The following is a 20,425-nucleotide window of genomic DNA, read 5'->3' as shown; positions in this document are numbered from 1 at the left end:
TTCGCCGCGATCTACCGGCAGTTCGGCTCGAAGGTCACCCTGTTCGAGTCGTCTTCACGGATCCTGGACCACGAAGACGACGACATCCAGGCCGTTGCGGAGAAGATCCTGGTCGACGAGGGCATCGATATCGTGACCGGCGCCAACGTCACGGAGATCTCCGACGGCCCGGATGGAGCCACCGTGCGGTTCATGCACGACGGCCGGGAGCACACCCTGGCCGCCGATGCGGTGCTCGCGGCTGCCGGACGCCGGCCCGTGACTGAAGGCCTCGGTCTGGGCGCGGCAGGTGTCAGGACCACAGCACGAGGTGCGATCGAGGTCGACGAGTACCTGCGGACCAGCCAGCCGCACATCTTCGCAGTCGGCGACGTCAACGGCGGTCCGCAGTTCACCTACGTCTCGGTCGACGACGGCCGGATTGTGGTGGACCAGCTCCTGGGCGAAGGAAAACGAGCGACCACCGACCGCATTGCCATCCCCCGCACGCTCTTCATGACGCCGCCGCTGGCGAACGTCGGGCTCACGGAAGCGGAGGCCCGGGCGGCCGGGTACCGGATCAAGGTCGCAAGCCAGCCGGTCGCCGAGATCGTCGCCATGCCGCGCGCCTACGTGGTCGAAGAGACCCGGGGAGTGATGAAGTTCGTGATCGACCTCGACACCGACGAGATCCTCGGCGCTGCGCTGCTCAGCGTCGACTCCCAGGAGCTGATCAACACCGTCGCAGTCGCGATGCGCCACGGCGTCACGGCGAGCCAGCTACGCGGCGCCATCTACACCCACCCGTCCTCGACCGAAGCCTTCAACGACGTTCTCGGCGCCGTCGTCCGCAGCGACGAAGCATCCTGAACACCTACGCACCGCACTCTGGGAGGACGCCATGAGGGTGGAAACCCTCACCGTCGCCAACGGCGACCCGGTCGAATCCAAGCACATCGCGGACGCCCTGACGGCTGGGCGGTTCGCTTACGACGACGGTTCCACACAGGTCTTCGAGCCCGGCGGATCGACCACCAACGTCGACCGCGGTCGTCTCTCGGAAGGCGAGTGGTACGTGGACGACGACGGTCGGTTCTGCTCGTTCTGGCCGCCCACCCATCGAGCCTGCTTCGACCTTCACTGGCTGGTCGACAACGGCAAAACACCGGCCTCAGGTTCACCGAGCGCGGCGGGGGTCTGTCTTCGACGGGCGCTACCGAACCGACTGATTTCCGCCACCGTTTGAACCACCGCTGCCCGGCCCCCGTCCACGACCGGGGACCGGGCAGCACCACGGCTCAATCCGGCAGCTCCGTGCCGTTCTGCTCGGCGACCATGTAGCGGGCGTACCATTCGGGCCAGTCGGGATCCGCTACGCCCGTCTTGCGTTCGTGTTCTCCGTGGGCGGCTTCAGCCCGCCGCATGGCGAGCGCCAACTCGCCGGCCGATCGGAAGGACACTCCGGTTCCGGTCTCACCGGCGGAACCCACGCCCTTGTCGCCTTCTTTTGCATTCATGTTCTCTCCTCATTGGTGTGAGCCGGCACTGTATCCGAAGGCGTCGTGAGCACCCCGACCAGTGATTGCTTCCTTCAGTCGCACGAGGTCCGCGCGTCCGAAGGATCAGAGAACTTTGTCGCCTCCAGCGTCGCGAGCGTCGCACTCGATCGCAACGCCACACTCGTTGCTCCGAGCCGGCCGCGGGCCAAATCGACGACCGGGTAAGTGGGGACTGCCCGCACCGAGCACCACGACACGGTCGGTTGTCCCCACGGGACCGGTTCCACCGTGGGTCCGTTCGGCCGCGACGGATTCGACCCGAGCGCCGAGTTCCCGATGGAACACGGGTGAAATCTCCGCGAGAGGCGTCGTGAAGTCCTCCTGGTGTCCGGACCGCGCACGATCTCCGCGACACGTTTTTCCGAGCCGGCGTTCGCCATAAAGGCCACCTCTCGATCGGAGAAACCGTGGCCGCGCGCGGAAGACGCGATCCCCGGCCCACAGTGGCGACCGCGTCGAGCACCTTGCCGATCCATCGCAACCAGCGCACCACGCGCCGGCACGCCACTGCATCGGTAACTGCCCATGCGCTTCGCTGCGTAGTTACGTCACTGCCCTGCGCCTGATCAGTTCGAACGACCGCCACTCGGTCGGCGAGACCATAGACGGGCGTCATCGTGGCTGAACTGGATCGAGTGCGAGGTCACAGCGCTGCGCTACTTCAGCCTCGATGGCAGCCACTACCCATCCCACGCTGCTCAGGACGCCGCGATCGCCGGCTATGTCCGCTGGCACAACCACCATTGCCACCCGAAGCGTCACTTCGCCCTCAACTCGAAGATCCACCGCCCGGATTACCCACCCGACGTTGCGTGACGCGGCACTAGGGTCGGGGCCATGAGCACGCCCGAGCAGGAAGTCGAGTACCGCCAGCACCGTTTCAGCTCGCCGCCCGGGGCGACCGAGATCTTCCTGGTGCGCCACGGGGAATCCGCGCCCGCGCGGATCAGCGCACCGTTCGACCTCGTCGACGGCCAGGCCGACCCCGACCTCGCCCCCGAGGGCCGGGACCACGCCCTGCGCGTGGGCGAGCGCCTCGCGGACGAGCGCATCGAAGCGCTCTACGTGACCACGCTCCGGCGCACGGTGCAGACCGCCGCGCCGCTCGCCGAGAAGCTCGGCCTCACGCCCACGGTCGTGCCGGAGCTGCGCGAGATCCACCTGGGCGACTGGGAAAACGGGCTCTTCCGGCAATACACCACCGAAGGCCACCCGATCGTCGACCGGCTCTGGGCCGAGCAGCGCTGGGAGGTGATCCCGGGCGCGGAGTCCGACGAGGCGTTCGGCATCCGCATCCGCGGCGCGCTCACCCGGATCGCCGCGGCGAACCCCGACCGCCGGGTCGCGGTGTTCACCCACGGTGGCGTGATCGGCGAGGTGCTCGCACAGGCGAGCCGCGCCGTCGACCGGTTCGCGTTCCTGGGCGCCGACAACGGATCCATCTCCCACCTCGTGGTGCACGGGGACCGGTGGCTCGTGCGGCGGTTCAACGACACCGCTCACCTGGCGACCCCGCTCGGCTGACGCGGCCGAGCGGAGCTCCACCAGCGGCGCACCGGCTCGTCGCGGCGGATGAGGTCCGCCGCGACGAGCTGCACCGTCGCGAGCACGGCCACGGACTCGGCGGCCAGCAGCGCGATCAGCACCAGCACCTGGGCGATGCCGGCCTGGATCGGGCCCGCACCGCCGAGCAGCAGGCCCACGTACGCGCCCGGCAGCGTCACGAGGCCCACCGTGCGCGTCTGGTCGAGCGCCGGGATCAGGGCCTGCCCGGCCGAGGGCCGGCAGATCTCCAGCGCGGCCGGGCGCGGCAGGAAACCCAGCGCCAGCGCGGCTTCGTACTCGCCGTGGCGCTGGGCCAGCTCGTCGAGCGCGCGGCGCGCCGCCTGCGAGGTCGCCGTCATCGTCCCGCCGATCACGATGCCCGCGATGGGCACGACGGTGATCGGCCGCGGCGGGACGACCCCCGAGGCGAGCACGAGGGCCAGGACGGGCGCGACGCCCGACGAAAGCGCCAGCGCGACCCAGCCGGCACGGCGCGGCACGCCGATGCGCGAGGCCGCCGTGACCACGGCGATGGCGAACATCAGCAGCACGAACAACCCGGTCAGCCACCCCGACCGCAGGATCACCGTGATCACCGCGGACACGAGGGCGAGCTGCGCCACCGCGCGCACCGCGGCGAGCAGCACCGCCCGGCCCTGCCCCAGCCCGCCGAAGCGGACAACCCCGCCCCCCGCCACCGTGAGCACTACCAGCACGATCACCAGCGCGGGCCCGAACCCGATCGTTCCGTTCACGCCCGCGATCCTGCCTCAGGAGCGGCCCACCGGAGGCGAGTCACAGCCCGACCCCGCTCACGCCGAACAAGCGAGCTGCGCGACCGCGCGTACCGGCGTGAGCAGCTGCGCCCGGCCCTCCCCCAGCCCGCCGAAGCGGACCACCCACGCCCCACCATCGTGAGCACTACCACGACGACCACCAGCGCGGGTCCGAACCCGATCGATGCGTCCACGCCCGCGATCCCGCCTCAGCACCGGCCCACGGGAGACGAACTACAGCCCGGCCCGGCTCACGCCGAACAGGCGAGCTGCGCGACCCCGCGCACCGCGGCGAGCAGCACCGCCCGGCCCTGCCCCAGCCCCCCGGAGCGGACCACCCCGGAGCTCGCCCACGTGAACACCACCAGCACGATCACCAGCGCGGGCCCGAACCCGATCGTTGCGTTCACGCCCGCGATCCGGACCCAGGACCGGCCCACCGGAGACGAACCAGCCCGGCCCCGCTCACGCCGAACACAAGAGCTGCACACAACCGCGCGCACCGGCGCGAGCAGCACCGCCCGACCCTCCCCGTAGACCGCCGAAGCGGACCACCCCCACCCCCACCAACGCGAGCACCGCCAGCGCGGGCACGCCTCAGCAACAGCCCACGGAAGACAAAACCACAGCCCGGCAACGGCTCACGCCGAACAGGCGAGCTGCACACCCTCCCCGGACACGGACCTCTCGGCGACGACGGCGCCGTCCACGGTGATGCGGCAGGTCAGCCGACCGGGCCCGGCGCTCTGCACGGCGAGGCTCGCGAACTCGGCCTCGCCGGCGGGCGCGGTGCGCGTGACGGTGACCGACCACGGCGTGGCGACCTCGGCCTGCTGTTCGAGGCCCGCGTCGGCCGCGACGTAGGTGAGGTTGCGGGCGCCGCCCTCGCCCTCCAGCGAGTAGACAATGGTGCGGGTGACGTTCTGCACGGCCACGGGCTCGGCCTGGGCGACCTGGCTCGGCGACACCTGGCCGGGGTCACCGGCCGACGGCGCCGCCTTGGGCGTGACGTACGAGGCCACGGCGATCGCGACGGCGACCACGCCGACCACGACGACCACGCTGCCGAGCGGCTTGAGCCGACCCGGACCACCCGCGCCCGGCGGCGAGGCCGGAGGGGTCGCGGCAGGAACACTCATGGAGAGGTCTTCTCTCGGTCGAGCGCACTTCCGATGAGTACGTTGCCTGGTTCTCGTCACTGCGTCACGCGGCGTTAGCCAACCTCACGAAGTTGGTGAAACTTCACCCTTTCGGGTGCCCCTGCCGGCAGGGGCCCGGTGTGGTCACCACGGACGATGCCCATAACACCGTCGCGATAGCCGGTCACGGAGAGTCAATCCACGAGCCCCCGTTCGGTGAGCATCCTCAGCACCCGCTGCCCGGCGGGTGGGCACGCGGCGGCGCCGGCCGAGCCCAGCCACGCCGATTCGGCGATCTCGGCGGCCGGGGCCGGCTCGCCCGCGTGGTCGGCGGTGTAGCAGGTCATGCGCACGCGGCGGCCGTCGGCGAACCCGTCGGCCTGCTCGTCGAGCAGCGCGAAAAACCGGAAGGTCAGCGGATCGAGCTCCACGCCGAGCTCTTCGCGGATCTCGCGGCACAGGCCGGCGACGTCGCCTTCGCCCGGTTCGCGCTTGCCGCCCGGCAGGGAGAACTTCGCCTTGCCCCGCGTCCGCACCGAGAGCAGCCGCCGGTCGCGGACGTGGATCCAGGCCAGCGCGTCGAACGGGGTCACGGTCGCATTCTGTCGTACCCGGAGAGGAGAATCGTCACGGTGTACACGGAGTCGGCCGCGCCGCAGCCGGTGCGCGCCGTGGTCCGCTGCCTGTGGCGGTCGGTCCCGGTGGGCCCGCAGCGGATCGTGCCCGACGGCTGCGTCGACCTCGTCGCGGGCGACGGCGAGGTGTTCGTCGCGGGGCCCGACACCCAGGCGTGGTCGTCGGTCACCTCGTCCGGCGCCGCGCTGAGCGGCCTGCGGTTTCACCCGGGGGCCGCGCCCGCGGTGCTCGGCGTGGCGGCCGACGAGCTGCGCGACCGCCGGTTGCCGCTGGCCGAGGTGTGGGGCCGCCGCGGCGAGCTGCTCACCGACGCTGTGCTCAGCGGCGCGCGCAGCCTCATCGACGTCGTCGCGGGGCAGCCGGGCGAACCCGACCCGGCCGTGGCCGAACTGCTGTCCCACCTGCACACCGCGCCGGCCCGCGTGGGCACCCCGGCCTCGGCCGTCGGCGAGCGGCAGCTGCGCCGGCGCTTCACCGTCGCCGTCGGGTACGGCCCCGCCACCTACCTCCGGGTGCTCCGGCTGCAACGTGCGATCGCCCTGGCGCCGCACGTACCCGGGCTGGCCGGTCTCGCCGCGAGCGCCGGGTACGCCGACCAGGCCCACCTGTCACGCGAGTGCCGGGCGCTGACCGGGCTGACGGCGAGCACCTACTTCGCCTGAGCCGCACGTTCCTGCTGTGCGGCCAGGAAGTGCGCGATGTCCGCCGTCGCGGGGTACAGCGCGCGGTAGCGGGCGTGGAACTCGTCGTAGACGTCGGCGCGGGCCGGGTCGGGACGCACCACGGTGGCGATCGGGTTCCAGGCGTCGACGTCGGGCTCGAGGCCCACGGCGATGGCGGCCAGCAGCGCGTCGCCGAACGCGGCGCCGATCGTCTCGGTGGGCACGTGCTGCTCGGCGCGCGTCACGTCGCTCACGATCTGCGTCCACACCCCACCCTGCGTGCCGCCGCCGACGGCGACCAACCGGCGGCCTTCGGCGGAACCCATGGTCCCCAGGTTGTGCCGCACGCCGTGGGCGGTGGCTTCGAGTGCCGCGCGGTAGAGGTCGCCTCGCGTGTGCGCCAGCGTCAGCCCGGCGATCACCCCGCGTGCGGCCGGGTCCGGCACCGGTGTGCGTTCGCCGGCGAAGTAGGGCAGCATCAGCAGCCCGCGGCTGCCGGCGGGCACCTCCCCCGCCTCGCGGACGAGGTCGGCGAACTCGCCACCGACGAGGTCACGCAGCCAGTCGGTGATCGCACCGGAGGTGGCCATCCCGGCGGCCAGCGAAAACGTCCCGGGGAACGCGCCGCGCGTGGCCCACAGGCCCGGCACCGGTCGCGGCTCGGCGGCGGTCTGCACGAGGAACATCGTGGTGCCGTACATCAGCATCGTGTCGCCGGGCGCCTGCACGCCGGCGCTCGCCGCCTCGGCCCACGCGTCGACCGTGCCGCACGTGACGGGCAGCCCCGCGGGCAGCCCGGTTTCCGCGGCCGCCGCGGCGGTCACCGTGCCGGCGACCTCGGTCGGCCACGCCAGCCGCGGCAGCTCGACACCCGGCGCGACCAGCCCGGCCCAGTCCCGCGCCCACTCGCCGGCGAGCAGGTCGTACATCGGGTCGCACTGGCTCGCCGAATGGTGGTCGAGCACGTACTCGCCGGTCAGCCTCAGCACGAGGTACGAGCTCGCCATGAGGAACAGCTCCGCGCGCTCGGCCACCTCGGGCTCGTGCCGGAACAGCCACCGCCACTTGGGACCCACGGCCTGGCTCGACAGCGCGCTGCCGGAACGCTCCACAATGGACGCTTCCCCCAGCTCCGCGGTCAGCTCGGCGATCTCCGCACCCGCACGCGTGTCGACGCCGTAGAGGATCGCCGGGCGCAGGGGCCGGCCGGTCGCGTCGGCGGGCAGCAGCACGGGGCCGATGCCGCTCACGGCCAGCCCGGCGAGCGGCCGATCCCTTGCCGCGGCGACGAGCTCGCGGACCAGCTCCGTGAAGTCGGCCCACCACACCGTTTCGGCGTCGTGCTCGAACCAGCCGGGCCGCGGCCGGGAGGTGGTGTGAGCCCGGGTGGCGCGGGCCAGTATGGTCCCGTCGGCACCGACGAGGACGCCTTTCGAACTGGCCGTGCCGATGTCGATGCCGAGCAGCAGCCCCGGTTCCACCGCGACTCCCCTGGTGCGCAGACTTCCGGATGCGGGCGGTAAACGATTACTCCGGACGCTATTCTTCCGGGGACGAGGGTGTCAAGGACGGCCGGAGGAGGTCACGGTGGCCACGATCAGCGACGTCGCCGCGCGCGCCGGCGTCTCCACCGCCACGGTGTCCCGGGCCCTCAACGGCAAGTCCACTGTGGACCCCGAGCTCGCCGCGCGGGTGGTGGCGGCCGCCGAGGAGCTGGGCTACCACCCCAACGGCCTGGCCCGGAACCTGCGCCGCCAGGAGACGGCCGTGCTGGCGCTGATCATCTCCGACGTCGAGAACCCGTTCTTCACGGCGATCGCGCGCGGTGTCGAGGACCTCGCGCAGGTGTCGGGGTACTCGGTGGTGCTGTGCAACTCCGACGAGAACGAGGACAAGGAACGCCGCTACATCGACGTCGCACTGCAGGAACGCGTCGCGGGTGTCGTGCTCTCCCCCACGAGCCGCTCCACGAACGTCGACCGCCTGCGCCGCCAGGGCACCCCGGTGGTCGCCGTCGACCGCCCGCTCGACGGCGGCCCGGACGGCGACCAGGTTCTCGTGGACACCCGCCGCGCCGCCCGCGACGCGACCCGCCACCTCTTGGCGGGCGGCTACCGCCGCGTCGGCTGCCTCACCGGGCCCGCCGGCGTCCGCACGGCCGACGACCGCCTCGCCGGGTACCTCGAGGCCGTGGGTGAAGACAACGCTCTGTTCCGCCGCGCCGAATACCGCGCCGAGGGCGCGCGCCTGGCCACCACCGAACTGCTCGACCTGCCCGATCCGCCGGACGCACTGCTCGTGGCCAACAGCACCATGACCATCGGCGTCCTGGAGATCCTCGCGGCCCGCGGCGCCCGCCCCGGCCGCGACATCGGCATCGTCTCCTTCGACGACGCCCCCTGGACCACGCTCATCGATCCGCCGCTGACGGTCGTCGCACAGCCCGCCTACGAAGTCGGCCGCGTCGCGGCGCAGCTCCTGCTGGCCCGCATCACCGACAGCACGCGCCGCCCGACCACGACAACGCTGGAAGCCCGGCTGATCGAACGGCAGAGTTCGCGCCGCTGACGGGCGTCAGCGATCCCGCTCGAGGCCCGCAGTGGCACGGAAAGAGCCCGGAAAACGACGTGCCTGGTGGACCGGCAGCACCGGCCCGCCAGGCACGTCCCACCCCCTGTCCCCCCAGCACCGGTGGCCGTGGCCACCGGAGCCCGCAACAGCACGAGGCGGGAAATCGATTACCAACCGAACGTAAAGGCGCCACGGCGGAGTGTCAAGGGCACAAAAGCCTGGACAAGCCGCCGCCCGCCCGGGCAGACTGGCTGAAAATTCCTACGCCTCGTGTCGGTTTCTGTGCACTGCGTGTCGATCTCTGGTGAATTCGTCCACCGATCCGGTGTCGAACCGCACGAACCCGCACACGCAGGCTAGGCTGGGCGCATGTCAGTCGCGCTGGAGAACGTGCTCGCCAAGGCGGGGCTCAAGGCCGATGCCACAGAGTTCCTCACGCTCGTGGAGGACGCGGCGCGCCGGCTGTCGCCACCGAACCCGGATCCGTCGCACTACTTCTCGGCCGACCAGCAGGCCGCGCTGGCCGACGTGGGCCTGGACCTGACACCCCGCGGCGACGACGAGCCCGACTTCCGCGCGCGCACCGTGGCCGCCCACGCCGTGCTCGCCGATTCGGCGCTCACGGTGACCCAGGCGGCGAAGACGCTGCAGGTCGACGACAGCCGCATCCGCCACCGCCTCAAGGAAGGCCGGCTCACGGGCTGGAAGGACCAGGGGTGGCGGCTGCCGTCGTGGCAGTTCAACGGCTCGGGCGTGCTGCCGGGGCTCGAGGTGGTGCTGCGCGCGGTCCCGGCCGACCAGCCCGCGCTCGTCGTGGCCGCGTTCATGAACACCCCGCAGGACGACCTCGTCATCGGCGAGCGGCCCGCGACGCCGCGCCAGTGGCTCCTCTCGGGTGGAGATCCCGAACAGGTCGCGCGCCTCGTCGCCACGCTCGGCTCGCCGTTCTAGGCTGACCCGACGCCGACCCGGCGACCAAGATCACCGACACAGGACGGACGACTCCCGACGCATGGCCCGGCTCCCCCTGCCGCCCGCGAGATCCGTGCTGGTCAAGGAACTGGACCGCGCCCACGACGTGGTGGCGGTCCAGCCCGAGACCAGACTGGTCCGCATCTTCACCGCGCACGGCAACCACCCGCAGCAGTGGAACTCGTTCCGCTACACCGGCCCGCTCCCCCACGGCCGGTTCGACCAGCAGCCGCCCGGCCGCGGCGGCCAGCCGGTGACCGACCAGGCCAACGGCGTGCTCTACTTCGGCCTGACTGTGCGCACGAGCGTCGCCGAGGTGTTCCAGACCAGCTCCACCGTCGACCGCAAGACACGCGGACCGCGGCTCGTGGTCGTGCGCCCCACGCGGTCGTTGCGGCTGCTCGACCTCACCGGCTTGTGGCCCACGCGCGTGGGCGCGTCACAGGAGATCTCCAGCGGCCCCAAGAAGATCACCCAGGCCTGGGCCCGCGCGATCCGCACCGCGCTGCCCGAGCTCGACGGGCTCTGGTACCGCTCGTCGATGGACTCCGGCGACCCGGCAGTATGCCTGTGGGACCCGCCGGCGGGCGCCGCGCTGCCGATCGCCCCGGATGTCCTGCTGCCGCTGGACCACCCGGGGCTCGACGTCCCGCTCGGCCGGGTCTGCGAAGAGCTGAACTACACGCTCCTCAACTGAGCCCTCAGGCCAGGTGGCGCGACCACCACTCGAGGATCGCGTCGAAGCGCTGCACGCGGTGGCGCGGCCGACCCGACCGTGACAGCTCGTGGCCCTCGCCCGGGAACAGCAGGAACTCCGCATCGGCACCCGCGCGCCGCAGCGCCACGAACATCCGCTGCGCCTGCTCCAACGGGCAGCGCCAGTCCTGTTCGGAGTGCACCACCGCGAACGGGATGGTGATGTCGGCCGCGTACGTCAGCGGGCTGCGGTCGCGCAGCACCTCCGGGTCGGTGCCGATGTAGTCGTCGACGAACGTGTAGCCGATGTCGGAGCTGCCGAGCATCGAGTCCCACGCGTTCACGGCCCGCTCGCTCCACGCCGCCTTGAACCGCTCCGGGTGGTGCGAGGCGACCCAGCTCGTCATGAACCCGCCGTAGGAACCACCCATGATGCCCACGCGCGACGAGTCGAGGTCGGGCCGCTCCAGCGCCTTGTCCAGCAGCGCGAGCACGTCGTCGACGTCGACCGTGCCGAAGCCGAAGGTGATGGCGCGGCCGTGGCTCTGCCCGTAGCCCGCGGAACCACGCGGGTTGCCGAGCACCACGGCGTAACCGGCCGCCGCGTACACCTGCGCCTCGTCGAACAGCGCCCAGTCCTGCTGCGCGAACGGCCCGCCGTGCACGACCCGCAGCACCGGGTGCGGGCCGTCGCCCTCGGGCAGCACGAGCCAGCCGTGCACGGGATAACCGTCGGGCGAGGTCGTGGTGAGCTCCTCGACGGGTCGCAAGCCCTTGTCCCGCAACGGCTTCGAGTAATCGGTGAGCACCCGCGGGCCACCGGCGCCGAGCACGACGACGTCACCCGAGGTCTCCGGTGTCGCGACCACCGCGACGATCGTGTCGCCGTCGGCGGCGAACCCGCGGACCACCACGTGGCCGTCGTGCAGCACACGCAGGTCGGCGAGCACGGCGGCGTCCGCGGTCGCGGCGACCGCACGCAGCTCCACGGCGCCGCGGTTGCGCACGGCCACCAGCACCTCGCCGTCCACCGGCACGGCGGGACCCGAACCGCTCTCGAGGTCGACGGTCTCGATGTCGGTCAGCCGGCGCGCCTTCGCGGGGCCGCCGGTGCCGATCGTGGCGGCGTAGAGGCCGGTGTTGCAGGCCTCGCGATGATCGTCCTCGTAGGACAGACCGTAGAAGAACAGCGTGCCGTCGGGGCCGAACACGGGCTGCTCCGCGTAACCGTGGCAGCTCACCACGATCTCGGGCGCGCCGCCGCCGGCCGGGAACGCGACCAGGTCGCTGTAGTGCGTCTCCACGCGGTCGAAGTCCTGCGGCACCACCACGACCACGCGCTCGCCGTCGGGGGTCCACACGGGATGGTCGACGTCGTAGGCGTCCGGGGAGATCGGCTCGAGCTCGGGCAGCTTCGCCGCGGCCGGCGCGGCGGTGTCCAGAAGAGCGACGGCGTCGAGCACGAAGAGCCGCTTCACGCGGTCGCGCAGGAAGCCGATGTCGTCGATGCGGTAGTCGAAGCGCGTGATCCGGCGCGGCGCCTCGGCACCCGGGTCCGGCGTCTCGCCGTCGGCGTCCTCGGTGCCGTAGCGGCCCGCCTCGGGCAGGCGCGCGGTGAACGCGAGCCGCCGCGAGTCCGGTGCCCACACCGGCGCGTCGGCACCCAGGTGCAGCGACGTCAGCCGCTTGGCCTCGCCGCCCGCGGCCGGCATCACGTGCACCTGGGCACTGCCGTCGGCCCCGTCGCCCTCCCCGGCCCGCAGGAACGCGACCCAGCGCCCGTCGGGCGAAATCGCCGGGGCCGCGTCGCGCGGGCCGTGGGTCCAGGAGGTCTCCCCGCCCCCGAGGCCGACCCGCCGCAGCGCGCTGTGGTGGGAGTTGGACTCGAGGTCGGGGTTCTTGACCGCGGTCAGGAGCAGGTCACCCCGGAGTGCGGGACGGCCGGGAACGACGAGGGCTTCGATGTCGGCAGGTCGCATGCCGACGACCGTACCGGATCATTAGCAAAGCGAAAGACTTATTCGGCCGCGACGCTCGCCCGCTCGTCCTTTTTCGCCTTGAGGAGACTCGCCACGGTGGTGATCGACAGCACGACCACGATCACCCCGAGGGAGACCCAGTTGTTGATGTCCAGCCAATCGGGTGCCACGTGGTACTCGTGCAACGCGTGCAGGAACAGCTTCGCGCCGATGAACGCGAGGATCACCGCGAGACCGTAGGACAGGTACACGAGCTTCTCGACGAGCCCACCCAGCAGGAAGTACAGCTGGCGCAAGCCCATCAGCGCGAACGCGTTGGCCGTGAACACCAGGAAGGCCTCCTGGGTGATCCCGAAGATGGCCGGAATCGAGTCCACCGCGAACAGCAGGTCGGCCGAGCCGATCGCGACGATCACCACGAGCATCGGCGTGATCATCCGCTTGCCGTCGACCTTGACCGTGTACTTGTGGCCGTGGAAGTCGTCGGTGACCGGGAAGAGCTTGCGCACGAACCGGGTCACGCCGTTCTCGTGGTACTCCTCGTCCTCGTCCTTCTTGCGCAGCATGCTGATCGCGGTCCAGATCAGCACCGAGCCGAAGAGGAAGAAGATCCACACGAACTGCGCGATCAGCGCGGCGCCCACGGCGATGAACACACTGCGCATCGCCAGCGCCAGCAGGATGCCCACGAGCAGCACGCGGTGCTGGTGGATCGCCGGCACCTTGAACGACGCCATGATGATCATGAAGATGAACAGGTTGTCGACGCTCAGCGAGTACTCGGTGATGTACCCGGTGAAGAACTCGACGCCCGGATCGTGCCCGGCGAACACCCAGACGCCGATCCCGAACAGCACCGCACACGCGACGTAGAAGATCACCCAGCGGGCGGCCTCGGCCGGCTTGATCGCGTGGGGCTTGTGGTCGACGATCACGAGATCGAGGGCGATCAGGGCCAGCAGGCCGCCGACCGTGGCGATCCACAACCACAGGGGAACGGTCATCACAGGACAAACCTCCGGATAGTGTGCAGCAGCAACTAACCGGAGGTCTCTTCCGCCGGTTCCTTTCAACCGGCCGACGGTGCCGGGGGCCACGCCACCGAATGTGACGAGGACGCCGTGCTGACGACACCGCCGCGAAGGAATACTCCCCTCACAGCGCGTCCAGTTTGCCGGTTACCGCTCGCGAACGCCAGCGGAGGTTGCCCGCGTCACCGAACCGACGGTGTTACCTCCGTCACCGCTGTCGAAGATCACCCGACTCTCGTGAAAAAGATGTCTGATCCGTGTGAGCCCCGCGCGCGACTCTCAGCGAAGCTCCCATAACGTCAGCACGTGCCCCGAATCCCGTTGCCGCGCACACGCGGCTCCCGGCTGACCGCGCTGGCCGCGGTCGTGGTGGTGGTCGCCGCCGTTGTGGCCGTCTGGACCACGGGCGGCTCGCACGCCGCGCCGGTCCGGACCCAGGACGCCTTCCTGTCGATGCCGGCCGCGCCCGGCTCGGCCGAGCAGGTCCGCATCGACACCACCACCTACTACCCCGAACAGACCCCCGCCCCCGCCGTGCTGCTGGCCCACGGGTTCGGCGGGGACAAGTCCAGCGTCGACCCGCAGGCCCGCGAGCTGGCCGAGCGCGGGTTCGTGGTGCTGACCTGGTCGGCGCGCGGCTTCGGCCGCAGCACCGGGAAGATCGGCCTCAACGACCCGGACGCCGAGGTCGCCGACGCGAGCCGGCTCATCGACCACCTGGTCGCGAGCCACGACGTCGCCACGCGCGCGGGCGGTGCGCCCGAGATCGCCGTGACCGGTGCGTCGTACGGCGGGGCGCTTTCGCTGCTGCTCGCCGGCACCGACAAGCGCGTGGCCGCCGTCGCCCCGGTGATCACCTACAACGACCTCGCGCAGGGCCTGATCCCCAACGCCGGCGCCACCACCCCGCCCGCGGCGAAGACCCCGGCGGCCGGCCAGTTCGCGCCCGACGGCGTGTTCAAGAAGAGCTGGGCGGGCATCTTCTTCTCCTCGGGCTCGGGCGCGCCGTCCGCGGGGTCGTCCTCGTCGGCCGAGGCCCCCGAACCCGGGCAGGAGACCGACGACAACGGCGGCTCGGTCGGCGGCACCGGCGGGGGCGGCACGGACCCGCAGACGGCCCTCGCGCCGTCCGCCGGCCAGGTGTCGCCGGGGCAGGCGCTCGCCGCCGACCCGTGCGGCCGCTTCACGGCCCAGGTCTGCCAGGCGTACACGGAGCTGGCGACCACCGGCAAGGTGAGCGCGCAGACCGTCGCGCTGTTGCACCGCGTGTCGCCGGTGTCGGTCACGGACAAGATCACCGTGCCGACGCTGCTCGTGCAGGGCGAGAGCGACACGCTCTTCGGTCTGGACCAGTCCGACGCCACCGCGCGCCAGATCAGCGCGGCGGGCGGCAAGGTGCGCACGATCTGGTACACCGGCGGCCACGACGGCGGCGTCCCCGGCCCTCAGCTGCGCACGAAGATCGGCGACTTCCTGTGGTCGGCAGTGACCGGCGACGGCGACCCGGGCACCGGCTTCAGCTACGACGTGCAGGGCACGCTCCGGGCCAACGGCGCGCCGTCCGTGCGCACGGTCAGCGCCGACGCGTATCCCGGCCTCACCGGCGCGGGCACCGAGCGCCGCCAGGTCGCGCTCACCGGTCCCCCGCAGCCGGCGGTGCGGCCCGCGGGCGCCAACCCCGCGGCGGTCAGCGGCATTCCCGGCCTCAACGGGCTGGCGGGGAACTCCTCGCGGCTGGCGCCGTTGTTCAGCACCGACCCGCCGGGCCAGGCGGCGCAGTTCCGCACGGCGCCGTTCGACAGCCAGGTTCTCCTGGCGGGGTCCAGCACCGTGCGGTTGCAGATCGCGGCCGACCCGGCGCACCCGCTGCCCGAGGCGGTCCTGTTCGCGAAGCTCTACGACGTGGGTCCCGACGGCACGCGGGTGCTGCCCGCCAATGCCGTCGCGCCGTTCCGCGTCGAGAACCTCCCGGCGAACGGCACGCCCGTGGACGTGACCGTGACCCTGCCGGGCATCGTGCGGCCGATCGAGGCCGGGCACGCGCTGCGGCTCGTGGTCGGCACCACCGACCAGGCGTACTCGACGCCGACCGCGCCGGGCGTGTTCCGCATCGGCCTCGCCTCAGGCGGTGCGTCGCTCGCCGTACCGGTGGTGGCCGGGACGTCGGTGGGCACGCCGGCGCCCAAGGGCCAGCTGATCGGCATCGGCGTGACGCTGCTCGTGGGCATCGCCGCGCTGGTGTTCGCCGCGATCCGCCGGCGGCGCGCGCACGACTTCGACCCGGACCTGGCCGGCACCCCGCTCGTGATCACCGGGCTGCGCAAGCAGTACGCGGGCGGCTTCGTGGCCGTGAAGGACCTGTCCTTCCGCGTGGAACCGGGCCAGGTGCTGGGCCTGCTCGGCCCCAACGGCGCGGGCAAGACGACGACCCTGCGCATGCTGATGGGCCTGATCTCGCCAACCGCGGGCGAGATCCGCGTGTTCGGCCACAAGATCACCCCGGGTGCACCGGTGCTCTCGCGCATCGGGTCGTTCGTGGAGGGTTCCGGGTTCCTGCCGCACCTGTCGGGCAAGGCGAACCTCGAGCTGTACTGGGCCGCGACCGGCCGGCCGGCGGAGAAGGCGCACTTCACCGAGGCGCTCGAGATCGCGGGGCTGGGCGACGCGGTGAACCGGCGCGTGAAGAACTACAGCCAGGGCATGCGCCAGCGCCTCGCCATCGCGCAGGCGATGCTCGGCCTGCCGGAGCTGATGGTGCTCGACGAACCCACCAACGGGCTCGACCCGCCCCAGATCCACCAGATGCGCGAGGTCCTGCAGCGCTACGCCGCCACGGGGCGCACGGTTGTCGTCTCGAGCCACCTGCTGGCCGAGGTCGAGCAGACCTGTTCGCACGTGGTCGTGATGCACCGCGGCACGCTCGTGGCCTCGGGCGAGGTCGGCGAGCTGGCGGCCGCGAGCGGCGAGGCGACGTTCCGCGTGGGCGACCCGGCGGCGGCCGCGGCGGCGCTCAAGGGCCTCGGCGGCGTCACGGACATCGACGTCGAGGGTGACCTCGTGCACGCGAACCTCGACGGCATGCCCCGCGCCGACGTGGTGGCGGCACTCGTGCGCGCGGGTGTCGCGGTGGAGCAAGCCGGCCCCCGGCGCCGGCTGGAAGACGCGTTCCTGCAGCTGGTCGGAGACAACTCATGAGTGACACCAACGGTTCCGGTGGGGTCCACACCGACCCCGCCGCCCTGCGGGAGCTGAGCGAGCTGGCGACGGCCGAGCAGGCGGAGGTCGGCCCGGACGGCGCCGTCGCGGGCTACCGCGCCGAGCGCACGCTGCGTCTCGGCGTGGAGCTGAAGCGGCAGTTCCGGCGGCGGCGCACCCAGCTCGTGCTGGGGTTCGTGGCGATCCTGCCGTTCATCCTGGTGATCGCGTTCGAGGTCGGGCAGTCGAACCCCAACCGCCGCTCGGGCGGGTTCGTGGACCTCGCGACGGCGAGCGCGCCGAACTTCGTGGTGCTCGCGCTGTTCGTGTCCGGCACGTTCCTGCTGCCGATGATCGTGGCGTTGTTCTTCGGCGACACGATCGCGAGCGAGTCTTCGTGGTCGAGCCTGAAGTACCTGCTGGCGATCCCTGTGCCCCGGCACCGGCTGCTGCGGCAGAAGGCGATCGTGTCGGGTCTGCTGTCGGCCGCGGCACTGGTGCTGCTGCCGCTGGTGTCGCTGCTGGTGGGCGTGATCTGGTACGGCGCGGGTGCTGCGATCAGCCCCACGGGCGATGCGGTCTCCTTCGGCGACAGCATGATCGCGCTCCTGCTGTCCACTGTGTACATCGTGGTGCAGCTGGCCTGGGTCGCCGGGCTGGCACTACTGCTGAGCGTGTCGACGGAGGCGCCACTGGGCGCGGTCGGCGGCACCGTGCTGGTGGCGATCCTGTCGCAGATCCTCGACCAGATCACGGCGCTCGAAGGGCTGCGCAACTACCTGCCCACGCACTACTCGTTCGCCTGGATCGACCTGATCTCCACCGACATCGACTGGTCGAACATGGCGAGCGGCGTGTTGTCGTCGCTCATCTACGCCACGGTGTTCCTGCTGCTGGCCGGACGCCGCTTCGCGACGAAGGACGTGACGAGCTGAGCCGCGCGTCCGGCCGCCCCGCGCGGGCGGCCGGACGCCGGTAACGTCTGCTCCCGTGACCGTCCACCTCGCAGTCGAAGACGACATCGCCGTGCTCACGCTCGAGCACGGGCGCGGCAACACCCTCGACACCGCGCTCTGCCGCGAGCTCGTGTTCAAGCTCGAAGAGGCCGCCGACGCCGCGAAGGCCACGGTGCTCACCGGATCGGGCGACATGTTCTCGGCGGGCGTCGACCTGTTGAGCGTCGACGCCGGCGGGCCGGCCTACGTCTCCGAGTTCCTGCCCGCGCTCTCCGACGCGCTGCTGGCGGCCTTCGGGTTCCCGCACCCGCTCGTGGCCGCGGTCAACGGGCACGCCATCGCGGGCGGGATGGTGCTCGCCGCGGCGTGTGACCACCGCGTGGCCGCCGCCGGTCCCGCGCGCATCGGCGTGACCGAGCTGCTCGTGGGTGTGCCGTTCCCGCTCGCCGCGACCGAGATCCTGCGCTGCGCGTACGGCACGAATCCGCTGGCGGTGCTCATGTACAGCGGCGCCACGCTCACCGTCGAAGACGCTTTCCGCCGCAGCCTGGTCGACGAGGTGCTGGCCCCCGAAGAGGTCCTCGGGCGTGCCCGCGAGCTCGCCGCCCGCCTGGGTGAGCTGCCGGCCGACGCGTTCGCGCACACCAAGGCCCAGCTGCGCCAGCCCTACCACGAACGGATCGCGGAGAACCGCGCCTCCGACGACGGGCACGTGGAGCGAATGTGGCGGTCCGAGCAGGCGCTCGCGGCCGTGAAGTCCTATGTGGACCGGGTGCTGAAGGCCTGAGGTCTCGAACCCGCACCCCTACGGAAGTCGGCGCCCGTCCGGATGGCGCGCCTTGCCGGGTGCACGCGGTTCTGTGAGGATCCCCGAAGTTGATCTCCGGGTCGTCGAGGGGAACCGCGTGCGCAGGCTGCTCACCGTCTTGTCCACCGCCGTGCTGGCGGCCGTGGGGCTCACGCCCGTCGCGAGCGCGGCCGGCGCCGGCGACATCACGGCCGCACTGGCCACGATCCCCGGCCTGACCGTCGTGAAGGAGGATCCGGCGCCCACCGGCTACCGGTTCTTCGAGCTCACGTTCACGCAGCCGGCCGACCACCGCCACCCGGACGGGCCGAAGTTCGAGCAGCGCTACACGCTGCTGCACCGCGACTTCTCCGCGCCGACGGTCGCGTTCACCAGTGGCTACAACGTCTCCCTGTCACCGAGCCGCTCCGAACCGACGCGGATCGTCGACGGCAACCAGCTTTCGATGGAGTACCGCTTCTTCACGCCTTCGCGGCCGCAGCCCGCGAACTGGTCCCACGACCTCACGATCTGGCAGGCCGCGGCCGACGAGCACGCCGCCGTGCAGGCGTTCAAGAAGATCTACCCGGGCAAGTGGCTCGCCACCGGCGGCAGCAAGGGCGGCATGACCGCCACGTACTTCCGGCGCTTCTTTCCCGACGACGTCAACGGCACGATCCCGTACGTCGCGCCCAACGACGTCATCGACCCGATCGACACCTACAACCGCTTCCTGGCGAACGTCGGCGACCCGTCGTGCCGCGCTTCGCTCAAGGCGCTGCAGCGCGACGCCCTGAAGCGCCGCGACGAACTCGGCGCCCTGGCCCAGGCCGACGCCGCCCGCAAGGGCTACACGTTCACCACGGTGGGCTCGATCGACGAGTCGCTGGAGATCTCGGTGATCGACTCGTACTTCGCCTTCTGGCAGTACCAGCCGGCGTCGGCCTGCGCGGCGATCCCCGCCCCCGGCGCCCCCGCGGCGGACGTGTGGGCGTGGTTCGAGCAGGTCGAGAGCCTCAACACGTACTCCGACCAGGAGCTCGAGCCCTACGTGCCCTACTACTACCAGGCGGCGGTGCAGCTCGGCTCGCCCGAGGCCTACGACGGCTACCTGCGCGACCTGCTGCGCTACCCCGGCACCGACGTCCCGTCGACCTTCGTGCCCGCCTCGGTGAAACTCCCCCGCTTCGACTTCCTGGCCATGCCCGACATCGACTTCTGGGTGAAGTCGCACGGCAGCCGGCTGCTCTTCGTCTACGGCTCCAACGACCCCTGGGGCGCCGAACCCTTCACCCTCGGCTACGGCAGCAAGGACTCCTACCGCTACTTTGTCCCGGGCGGCAACCACGGCTCGAACATCGCCCAGCTGCCCGCCGCCCAGTCCGCCGAGGCCACCGCGACGATCCGCCGCTGGGCCGGCCTGCCGGCCACGACGGCCTCGGCCCGCTCCCTGACCACGGCGACCGCCCCGGCCGGCTTCCCGGACTTCGACGCCAACGAGGTCATGACCGACCGCCCCCGGCTCTGAAACGGCGCGCCCGCGTCAGGACGGCGCGGGCGCGTTCTCATCCGGCTGCAGCATGCCGAACACGTTTCCCTCGGTGTCCTTGCAGTACGCCAGCCACCCGACTCCCGGAACCGGGGACTTCGGCAGAGCCATCGTGCCCCCGGCGCGGATCGCGTCCGACACGGCGATGTCGACGTCCGCTACGGACACGGTGTTCACGAAGCCCGTCACCGGCGCGTCTCCGCCGGGCGCCTCACCCTGCCGAGGCACGAGACCACCGTCGATGCCCGGCCCCTCACCGGTCGTGATGACCCAGTAGGGCACCTCACCCCACTGTTCGAACTTCCACCCGAACACCGCGGTGTAGAACGCGATCGCCCGCTCCGGATCACCGGCGTGAATCTCAAAGTGAACTGGCCGCCCCACAGCCACCTC

General features: G+C 71.6%; 20 protein-coding genes. 11 read left to right on the top strand and 9 right to left on the bottom strand.

Translation table 11 applies throughout. The annotated features are described in order from the left end of the window. The coding region (locus tag ACWEOE_RS32170; RefSeq protein WP_452015806.1) for an FAD-dependent oxidoreductase at nucleotides 1–849 on the top strand (849 nt) is incomplete at its 5' end. 31 nt (nucleotides 850–880) lie between these two features. Then, nucleotides 881–1,225 carry a hypothetical protein gene (locus ACWEOE_RS32165; protein WP_452015804.1) on the top strand — a complete coding sequence of 115 codons (345 nt, stop codon included), beginning with the start codon at nucleotides 881–883 and terminating at the stop codon, nucleotides 1,223–1,225. A gap of 52 nt (nucleotides 1,226–1,277) precedes the next feature. On the opposite strand, the gene ACWEOE_RS32160 is transcribed toward ACWEOE_RS32165, so the two are convergent. Beyond that, nucleotides 1,278–1,496 carry a hypothetical protein gene (locus ACWEOE_RS32160; RefSeq protein ID WP_452015802.1) on the bottom strand — a complete coding sequence of 73 codons (219 nt, stop codon included), beginning with the start codon at nucleotides 1,494–1,496 and terminating at the stop codon, nucleotides 1,278–1,280. 879 nt (nucleotides 1,497–2,375) lie between these two features. On the opposite strand from ACWEOE_RS32160, the gene ACWEOE_RS32155 reads away from it, so the two are divergent. After that, on the top strand, nucleotides 2,376–3,062 hold the full coding sequence (locus ACWEOE_RS32155) for a histidine phosphatase family protein (RefSeq protein WP_452015800.1): 687 nt from the start codon (nucleotides 2,376–2,378) through the stop codon (nucleotides 3,060–3,062). Here ACWEOE_RS32155 and ACWEOE_RS32150 read toward each other — a convergent pair. The 4 genes from ACWEOE_RS32150 to ACWEOE_RS32135 all read right to left on the bottom strand — a co-directional run bounded on the left by ACWEOE_RS32150 (nucleotide 3,038) and on the right by ACWEOE_RS32135 (nucleotide 5,591). Further along, nucleotides 3,038–3,838 carry an ABC transporter permease gene (locus tag ACWEOE_RS32150; protein WP_452015798.1) on the bottom strand — a complete coding sequence of 267 codons (801 nt, stop codon included), beginning with the start codon at nucleotides 3,836–3,838 and terminating at the stop codon, nucleotides 3,038–3,040. The two genes, ACWEOE_RS32155 and ACWEOE_RS32150, sit on opposite strands and share 25 nt — an antisense overlap. 272 nt (nucleotides 3,839–4,110) lie before the next feature. Beyond that, on the bottom strand, nucleotides 4,111–4,269 hold the full coding sequence (locus ACWEOE_RS32145) for a hypothetical protein (RefSeq protein WP_452015796.1): 159 nt from the start codon (nucleotides 4,267–4,269) through the stop codon (nucleotides 4,111–4,113). Nucleotides 4,270–4,500: 231 nt separating this feature from the next. Then, a complete protein-coding gene (locus ACWEOE_RS32140; RefSeq protein WP_452015794.1) occupies nucleotides 4,501–4,998 on the bottom strand; it encodes an MmpS family transport accessory protein in 498 nt (165 codons plus the stop codon). A gap of 194 nt (nucleotides 4,999–5,192) precedes the next feature. Continuing rightward, nucleotides 5,193–5,591 carry an NUDIX hydrolase gene (locus ACWEOE_RS32135; protein ID WP_452015793.1) on the bottom strand — a complete coding sequence of 133 codons (399 nt, stop codon included), beginning with the start codon at nucleotides 5,589–5,591 and terminating at the stop codon, nucleotides 5,193–5,195. A gap of 39 nt (nucleotides 5,592–5,630) precedes the next feature. On the opposite strand from ACWEOE_RS32135, the gene ACWEOE_RS32130 reads away from it, so the two are divergent. Beyond that, a complete protein-coding gene (locus tag ACWEOE_RS32130; protein WP_452015791.1) occupies nucleotides 5,631–6,296 on the top strand; it encodes a helix-turn-helix domain-containing protein in 666 nt (221 codons plus the stop codon). Here the strand turns inward: ACWEOE_RS32130 and ACWEOE_RS32125 are convergent. After that, the gene (locus tag ACWEOE_RS32125) at nucleotides 6,284–7,777 is read right to left on the bottom strand and encodes an FGGY-family carbohydrate kinase (protein WP_452015789.1); all 1,494 of its coding nucleotides are present in this window, start codon (nucleotides 7,775–7,777) and stop codon (nucleotides 6,284–6,286) included. The genes ACWEOE_RS32130 and ACWEOE_RS32125 overlap by 13 nt on opposite strands. A gap of 106 nt (nucleotides 7,778–7,883) precedes the next feature. Between ACWEOE_RS32125 and ACWEOE_RS32120 the strand changes: the two genes are divergently transcribed. The 3 genes from ACWEOE_RS32120 (at nucleotide 7,884) to ACWEOE_RS32110 (ending at nucleotide 10,536) form a co-directional block, all read left to right on the top strand. Then, nucleotides 7,884–8,864 carry a LacI family DNA-binding transcriptional regulator gene (locus ACWEOE_RS32120; protein WP_452015787.1) on the top strand — a complete coding sequence of 327 codons (981 nt, stop codon included), beginning with the start codon at nucleotides 7,884–7,886 and terminating at the stop codon, nucleotides 8,862–8,864. Between the two features lie 372 nt (nucleotides 8,865–9,236). Next, on the top strand, nucleotides 9,237–9,818 hold the full coding sequence (locus ACWEOE_RS32115) for a DNA-binding protein (RefSeq protein WP_452015785.1): 582 nt from the start codon (nucleotides 9,237–9,239) through the stop codon (nucleotides 9,816–9,818). A gap of 61 nt (nucleotides 9,819–9,879) precedes the next feature. Next, on the top strand, nucleotides 9,880–10,536 hold the full coding sequence (locus ACWEOE_RS32110; RefSeq protein WP_452015783.1) for an RES family NAD+ phosphorylase: 657 nt from the start codon (nucleotides 9,880–9,882) through the stop codon (nucleotides 10,534–10,536). Between the two features lie 4 nt (nucleotides 10,537–10,540). On the opposite strand, the gene ACWEOE_RS32105 is transcribed toward ACWEOE_RS32110, so the two are convergent. Continuing rightward, a complete protein-coding gene (locus ACWEOE_RS32105; RefSeq protein ID WP_452015781.1) occupies nucleotides 10,541–12,514 on the bottom strand; it encodes a S9 family peptidase in 1,974 nt (657 codons plus the stop codon). A 38-nt stretch (nucleotides 12,515–12,552) separates the two neighbouring features. Next, complete coding sequence (locus tag ACWEOE_RS32100; RefSeq protein WP_452015779.1) at nucleotides 12,553–13,518, bottom strand: TerC family protein; 966 nt, start codon at nucleotides 13,516–13,518, stop codon at nucleotides 12,553–12,555. Between the two features lie 333 nt (nucleotides 13,519–13,851). On the opposite strand from ACWEOE_RS32100, the gene ACWEOE_RS32095 reads away from it, so the two are divergent. The 4 genes from ACWEOE_RS32095 to ACWEOE_RS32080 all read left to right on the top strand — a co-directional run bounded on the left by ACWEOE_RS32095 (nucleotide 13,852) and on the right by ACWEOE_RS32080 (nucleotide 20,011). Then, entirely contained in the window at nucleotides 13,852–16,740 is a 2,889-nt protein-coding gene (locus tag ACWEOE_RS32095) for an alpha/beta fold hydrolase (RefSeq protein ID WP_452015777.1), read from the top strand. After that, complete coding sequence (locus ACWEOE_RS32090; RefSeq protein ID WP_452015775.1) at nucleotides 16,737–17,675, top strand: ABC transporter permease; 939 nt, start codon at nucleotides 16,737–16,739, stop codon at nucleotides 17,673–17,675. Before ACWEOE_RS32095 ends, ACWEOE_RS32090 begins: the two co-directional genes overlap by 4 nt. 55 nt (nucleotides 17,676–17,730) lie before the next feature. Next, on the top strand, nucleotides 17,731–18,483 hold the full coding sequence (locus tag ACWEOE_RS32085; protein WP_452015773.1) for an enoyl-CoA hydratase/isomerase family protein: 753 nt from the start codon (nucleotides 17,731–17,733) through the stop codon (nucleotides 18,481–18,483). 118 nt (nucleotides 18,484–18,601) lie between these two features. Next, the gene (locus tag ACWEOE_RS32080; protein ID WP_452015771.1) at nucleotides 18,602–20,011 is read left to right on the top strand and encodes a S28 family serine protease; all 1,410 of its coding nucleotides are present in this window, start codon (nucleotides 18,602–18,604) and stop codon (nucleotides 20,009–20,011) included. Between the two features lie 15 nt (nucleotides 20,012–20,026). On the opposite strand, the gene ACWEOE_RS32075 is transcribed toward ACWEOE_RS32080, so the two are convergent. Next, nucleotides 20,027–20,416: a VOC family protein gene (locus ACWEOE_RS32075; protein WP_452015769.1), complete on the bottom strand. Its 390-nt coding sequence runs from the start codon at nucleotides 20,414–20,416 to the stop codon at nucleotides 20,027–20,029. Nucleotides 20,417–20,425: the final 9 nt, after the last annotated feature.

The organism is Amycolatopsis sp. NPDC004368 (genome assembly GCF_053602515.1).
Note: the sequence above shows the minus strand (reverse complement) of the source record. Positions and strands in the feature narration are given on the sequence as shown.

Coding starts and splice junctions, on each gene's coding strand:
- ACWEOE_RS32110 (WP_452015783.1), top strand. CDS start 9,880: ATGGCCCGGCTCCCCCTGCCGCCCGCGAGATCCGTGCTGGTCAAGGAA.
- ACWEOE_RS32115 (WP_452015785.1), top strand. CDS start 9,237: ATGTCAGTCGCGCTGGAGAACGTGCTCGCCAAGGCGGGGCTCAAGGCC.
- ACWEOE_RS32090 (WP_452015775.1), top strand. CDS start 16,737: ATGAGTGACACCAACGGTTCCGGTGGGGTCCACACCGACCCCGCCGCC.
- ACWEOE_RS32160 (WP_452015802.1), bottom strand. CDS start 1,496: ATGAATGCAAAAGAAGGCGACAAGGGCGTGGGTTCCGCCGGTGAGACC.
- ACWEOE_RS32100 (WP_452015779.1), bottom strand. CDS start 13,518: ATGACCGTTCCCCTGTGGTTGTGGATCGCCACGGTCGGCGGCCTGCTG.
- ACWEOE_RS32165 (WP_452015804.1), top strand. CDS start 881: ATGAGGGTGGAAACCCTCACCGTCGCCAACGGCGACCCGGTCGAATCC.
- ACWEOE_RS32105 (WP_452015781.1), bottom strand. CDS start 12,514: ATGCGACCTGCCGACATCGAAGCCCTCGTCGTTCCCGGCCGTCCCGCA.
- ACWEOE_RS32155 (WP_452015800.1), top strand. CDS start 2,376: ATGAGCACGCCCGAGCAGGAAGTCGAGTACCGCCAGCACCGTTTCAGC.
- ACWEOE_RS32140 (WP_452015794.1), bottom strand. CDS start 4,998: ATGAGTGTTCCTGCCGCGACCCCTCCGGCCTCGCCGCCGGGCGCGGGT.